This is a genomic window from Nitratidesulfovibrio liaohensis (assembly GCF_011682075.1).
Taxonomy (GTDB): Bacteria; Desulfobacterota; Desulfovibrionia; order Desulfovibrionales; family Desulfovibrionaceae; genus Cupidesulfovibrio; species Cupidesulfovibrio liaohensis.
In genome coordinates this window covers 1-5,383 of sequence record NZ_VSMK01000170.1, presented here as the reverse complement: position 1 = coordinate 5,383, position 5,383 = coordinate 1, and the positions used below count along the sequence as shown (strand labels likewise).

The window sequence follows — 5,383 nt, the reverse complement described above, 5'->3', positions numbered from 1 at the left end:
CGTGGCGGGCACCCTGGGCGCCCGCACGGTGCAATCCCAGGCCGCCGACCTTGAGGCGGCACTGCGCCACGAGGCCCCGCCGGAACACACGGCGGATGTGCTGGCACGGCTGCACATCTCGCTGGATGAGGCGGTGCGGGCCATGTACGGCCTGCTGGACGAGGCGCGCCCCGGCCCGGATGGCACGACCAGCGCCGCCGTTCCCCAAGATACGAAGGACAATGCACACGTCGCCGTGCCCGCCGTCGCCCCAGTCGTCGCCCCAGTCGTCCCGCCAGTCGTCCCAGCGGACGCGCCCGCCGGATCAGGCAGCGGCCTGCCGGACAATGACCTGACGGACGGCAACGTTGCGCGCGATGGCGTTGCGGATGGACCGCCACACGCATTGCCCGATGCGCTGTCTGGTGCGCTGCCTGACGCGCTGCCTGACGCGTTCCTTGACCGGCTGGAGGCACTCATCGAGGAAGACGACAGCGAGGCAGTGGACCTTTTCAACACCCACGCGGAAGCCCTGCGCGCCGCCCTGGGGCAACCCCTGGTAACCGGCATGGGCGAGGCATTGCGCGCCTTCGAATTCGAAGCCGCCCTGGAAATGCTGCGCTCGGCCCGGCCAGCGCGCGACGGATGACCGGGCGGCGGATCACTGCACCTGACGCAACGCCGCCAAACGCCAGTCCCTTTCCGTATCTCGCCCCATGCCCCGCACCAAGTCACCCCAGCCACGAGAGGCAGCCATGCCCGACACGCCCCTTCCCCCCCTTCCCGCTGACGACGTGCGGCGCACCGTGCTGGTGGTGGACGACACCGCCGACAACCTGACCCTGCTCAGCGATCTGCTGAAGGACACCTACCGGGTCAAGGTGGCCAACAGCGGAGAAAAGGCCCTGCGCATCCTGTCATCCGGCAGCCCGCCGGACCTCGTGCTGCTGGACATCATGATGCCCGGCATGGACGGCTACACCGTGCTGCGCAGGCTGAAGGAACTGCCCGGCACGGCGGACGTGCCGGTGATCTTCCTCACCGCCCTGTCGGAAGAGGACGACGAACGCATCGGCCTGGAACTGGGCGCCGTGGACTACATCACCAAGCCGGTCAGCCCGTCCATCATGCTGGCCCGGGTGCGCACCCACCTGCAGGTCAAGACCGCCCGCGACTTCCTGAAGGACAAGAACGAATTCCTCGAGGACGAGGTGGCCCGCCGCATGCGCGAACTGGCCGCCGTACAGGACGTGACCATCATGGCCATGGCCTCGCTGGCCGAAACGCGCGACAACGAGACCGGCAACCACATTCGCCGCACCCAGCACTACGTGAAGGTGCTGGCCCAACATCTGTCCGAGCATCCGCGCTTTTCCGCCGCGCTCACGCCGGATGACATCCCCCTGCTGTTCAAGTCCGCCCCGCTGCACGACATTGGCAAGGTGGGCATTGCCGACCGCATCCTGCTGAAGCCCGGCAAGCTCACGCCGGAGGAATTCGAGGACATGAAGCGCCACCCCGCGCTGGGGCGCGACGCCATCATCGCGGCGGAAAAACAGCTGGATACGCCGGTTTCGTTCTTGCGCCACGCGCGAGAGATCGCCCACTGCCACCACGAAAAATGGGACGGAAGCGGCTATCCGCAGGGGCTTTCGGGCGACGGGATTCCCGTTTCTGCCCGGCTCATGGCCCTGGCCGACGTGTTCGACGCGCTGATCAGCCGCCGGGTATACAAGCCGCCGTTCGACATGGAGAAATCCGTGGAGATCATCCGTCAGGGGCGCGGGTCGCACTTCGACCCGGACGTGGTGGACGCCTTCCTGGCCAACCTGCAAACCTTTCGCGACATTGCCGACCGCTACGCCGACTCCGAGGAAACGCTGGAGGAAAGCCGTTCGCGCAGCGAAAAGGACAACCCGCCCCCGGGCGCGCAGGGCTGAGGCAGCGCCCCGCAATCACGACCCGCATGTGCCAGCCTGGGCTGGCCTGTGGCAACTGCCCGACGGATCAACACGAGGTAACGGGGCAAGGGGCAACGCAAGGGGACAGGGCGGACGGATGGGGCCGCAGGGGACCGGATGACGCAGGCGGCACCGTGCCCCGGCGGGCGAACCCGCCCACTCCATGCCGACCTTGCACCGGTCGGGGCCGTTTGCTAGACCAAGCGGACGTTCGGGCTTTTCGCCCTTTTTCCGCGCCCCGGCGTACACCCCCACCCCCCCAGCCATGCCAGACACGCCCACCGCTCCCACGCCCGACGGCCCCCAACCCGAGCCTGCTCAACAGGATGCCCACCAGGCTGCTCAACAGGGTGCCCCCTTGCACGGGGCAACACACCACGCGTCTCCACATCCCGAGTCCGTCCCGCCAGAGGTTGCCCTGTTCATCCGCACTTACTCGCGCTACGGCGGAGTGGAACATTTCTGCTACCGCTTCCATGAATACCTGCGCGCCCACGGCGTGCCCGTGCGCGTGCTGTGCGGCGAAATGGCCCCCGACGTGCCCGGCGCCAAGGCCCCGACCCTGCGCCAGCACGGCGACGCCCCGCAGGCCGATCCCAACGCCGCACCACTGGCCGTGGACATCCGGGTGCTGGGCCTGTGGAGGCCGGGCCGGTTCATGAAAAACCTGGGCCTGCACCTTGCCGCCACCCGCGCCCTGCGCGAACTGCCCCCGACCACCATCAGCGTCAGCTTCGGCAACATGGCGGGCTGCCACATCCACCGGTCGGGCGGGCCGCACCGCGATTTCATGCACAACAGCCTGGCGGCGCAGCGCTCGCCCCTGCGGCGGTTCACCAAGGCACTCTCGCGCCTGCTGAACCCCAACAACCTGCTGATGGCCGTGCTGGACCGCAAGATATACAACCACCCGGCCACCCGGCGCATCATCGCCATCTCGCAGAACGTGCGGGCCGCCGTGGCACGCCAGTTTCCCCATTCCCCGGCCACCGTGGTGGTCATCCCCAACGGGGTGGACACCCGGCGCTTCAACATCCGCCGCTTCACCGACCTGCGCGGCGAATCCCGGCGCCTGGTGGGGCTGCGCGAAAAGCACCGGGCCATCGGGTTCTGTTCCAGCAACTTCGAACTAAAGGGACTGGACCGGCTCATCGCCGCGCTGGCCCACCTGCCCGAGGAATACGTGCTGGTGGTGGCCGGGGGGCGGCGCAACCGCAAATACGCCGACTACGCCGCGTCGCTGGGGGTGGACAAGCGGGTGGTCTTCCTCGGCAAGGTCAAGGCCGCCGACATGCCGCGCTTCTACGCCGGGCTCGACGTGCTCTGCCACCCCTCGTTCTATGACACCTTCGGCAACGTGGTGGCCGAGGCGCAGGCCATGGGCGTGCCCACGGTGACCACCCGCGCCACGGGCGCCTGCGACATCATCGACGACGGCCGCACGGGTCGGGTGCTGGACCAGCCGGAACCGTGGGCGCTGGCCAATGCCATCTTCGACCTGCGCGAGGTGGAGGCCGGTACCGACTTCGGCTGCGTGGAGGACGACGAGCAGGTCTTTGCCCGGTATCTGGAAGTCATCGAAGCCGTACGCGCGGAACTGGCCGAAGGCGCAGTACGCTGATCCACCTTCCGCAACGCACACGCAAAAAAACGACCGCCGCTCTCCGAGAGCGGCGGTCGTTTTTCATCAATATTCAAACGCACAGGCAGGCAGAAAACAACACCCGTCGCTTACTCCACAAAGCCCTCATGCTTGCCGCGCGGCGGCCTGCGCATGAACCACACGCAGAAGAACAGCAGCAGGAAGATGGCCCCCTGTGAAAAGAAGGCATCGTTGAAAGCCAGGGCGGATGCCTCGCGCTGGAGCAACTGATAGATAACCACGCGGGTGCGCTCGGCCAGATCGGCCACTTCGCCCAGTTGCATGGCCAACCCGTTGCGAATCTGTTCGAAGCTCAACTGGTAGGCGGGCGAGAGGGGCGTCATGTCCTCTGCCAGCACGCTGTGGTGGTACTGGGTGCGCCGGGCCAGCAGCGTGGTGACGAAGGCCACCCCGAACGAACCGCCCAGGTTTCGCAGCAGGTTGTACAGGGGGGAGGCGGTGTTCATGGCCTCGCGCGGGACGTAGGCGAAGGTGACCACCGACAGCGACACGAAGAAGAACGGCATGGCGACGCCTTGCAGCACCCGGGCAAAGGCCGCCGTACCGAAGTCGATGTACAGGTTGAACCCGGCCATGATGTGCAGCGAATACGCGCACACCAGCATGCCGAAGGCCAGCATCCAGCGGGCGTCGATGCGCTCGGTCAGCTTGCCCGCCACGGGCATGAACACCAGGGCCAGCATGCCCCCCGGCCCCAGCACCAGGCCCGCGAGATAGGCGGTATAGCCCATCAGCCCCTGCAGGAACAGCGGCAGCAGCACGATGGACCCGAAAAATGCGAAAAAGCCAAAGAACATCACGGCGTTGCCAATGGCAAAACTGCGGTTCTTCAGAATGCGGAAATCCAGCACCGGCCTTGGGTGGCGCAGTTCCCAGAACACCAGCCCCACAAGCGACACGGCAGAAACCACGGCCAGCGCAGTAATGAAGGGCGAGCTGAACCAGTCGTCCTGCTGGCCCTTGTCCAGCACGATCTGCAACGCGCCGATGCCCGTGGTCAGCAGGGCCAGCCCCAGGTAGTCCACCACCTCGCCACGCTGGCGGCGTTCCATGTACGGAGGGTCGAACAGGAAGGCCCCGGCCAGATACAGCGCCAGCAGCCCCACCGGCAGGTTGATGTAGAAGATCCAGCGCCAGGTGAAGTTGTCCGTCAGGTAGCCGCCCATCAGCGGCCCCAGGATAGGGCCCAGCACCACCCCCACGCCGAAGATGCCCATGGCCATGCCGCGCTGCTGGGGCGGAAAGGTTTCCATCAGGATGGCCTGCGACATGGGTTGCAGCCCGCCGCCGCCAAGCCCCTGAAAGATGCGGAACAGGATGATCTGGGCCAGGCTGGTGGCCGCGCCGCACAGCAGCGAACTGGCGGTGAACACGGCGATGGACAACATGAGGAAGCGCTTGCGCCCCATGAGCCGCGCCAGCCACCCGCTCATGGGGATGACGATGGCGTTGGCCACCAGGTACGAGGTGAGCACCCAGGTCACCTCTTCCTCGCCTGCGGCCAGGCTGCCCTGAATGTGCTTGAGCGCGACGTTGGCCACGCTGGTATCCAGGATTTCGATGAGCGTGGGCACCATCACCGCCAGGGTGATGAGCCAGCGGTTGACCGATTCGGGATCTTTCGACATGCGGGGCTGCCGTACCGGCTACTGCCTGGGGGCCGACAGGGCGGGTGCGGTGGCGTTGGCCATGCCCGGCGCCACGCCCGAAGCGGAACCCGTACCGTTGGCGGCGGGCTTCGCCGCCTGCCCGGCACTGGCGCCAGCCCCTTCACCGCGCA

At 67.1% G+C, this 5,383-nt stretch carries 3 protein-coding genes and 1 pseudogene; 3 read left to right on the top strand and 1 reads right to left on the bottom strand.

Going from position 1 to position 5,383, the window contains the following annotated elements:
- The 3 genes and pseudogenes from FVW27_RS07020 to FVW27_RS07010 all read left to right on the top strand — a co-directional run.
- Positions 1 to 628: pseudogene (locus tag FVW27_RS07020) on the top strand (hypothetical protein); the annotation flags it as partial.
- 106 nt (positions 629 to 734) lie between these two features.
- Positions 735 to 1,919 carry a response regulator gene (locus tag FVW27_RS07015; protein ID WP_167123886.1) on the top strand — a complete coding sequence of 395 codons (1,185 nt, stop codon included), beginning with the start codon at positions 735 to 737 and terminating at the stop codon, positions 1,917 to 1,919.
- A 379-nt stretch (positions 1,920 to 2,298) separates the two neighbouring features.
- Positions 2,299 to 3,561, top strand: coding sequence for a glycosyltransferase family 4 protein (locus FVW27_RS07010; protein WP_167123884.1), 1,263 nt, complete (start codon positions 2,299 to 2,301; stop codon positions 3,559 to 3,561).
- 110 nt (positions 3,562 to 3,671) lie between these two features.
- Here FVW27_RS07010 and FVW27_RS07005 read toward each other — a convergent pair whose 3' ends face one another.
- A complete protein-coding gene (locus FVW27_RS07005) occupies positions 3,672 to 5,231 on the bottom strand; it encodes a DHA2 family efflux MFS transporter permease subunit (protein ID WP_167123882.1) in 1,560 nt (519 codons plus the stop codon).
- Positions 5,232 to 5,383: the final 152 nt, after the last annotated feature.

Bases quoted from the DNA above. Each gene is read 5' to 3' on its own strand.
- FVW27_RS07015 (WP_167123886.1), top strand. From the start codon at position 735: ATGCCCGACACGCCCCTTCCCCCCCTTCCCGCTGACGACGTGCGGCGC.
- FVW27_RS07005 (WP_167123882.1), bottom strand. From the start codon at position 5,231: ATGTCGAAAGATCCCGAATCGGTCAACCGCTGGCTCATCACCCTGGCG.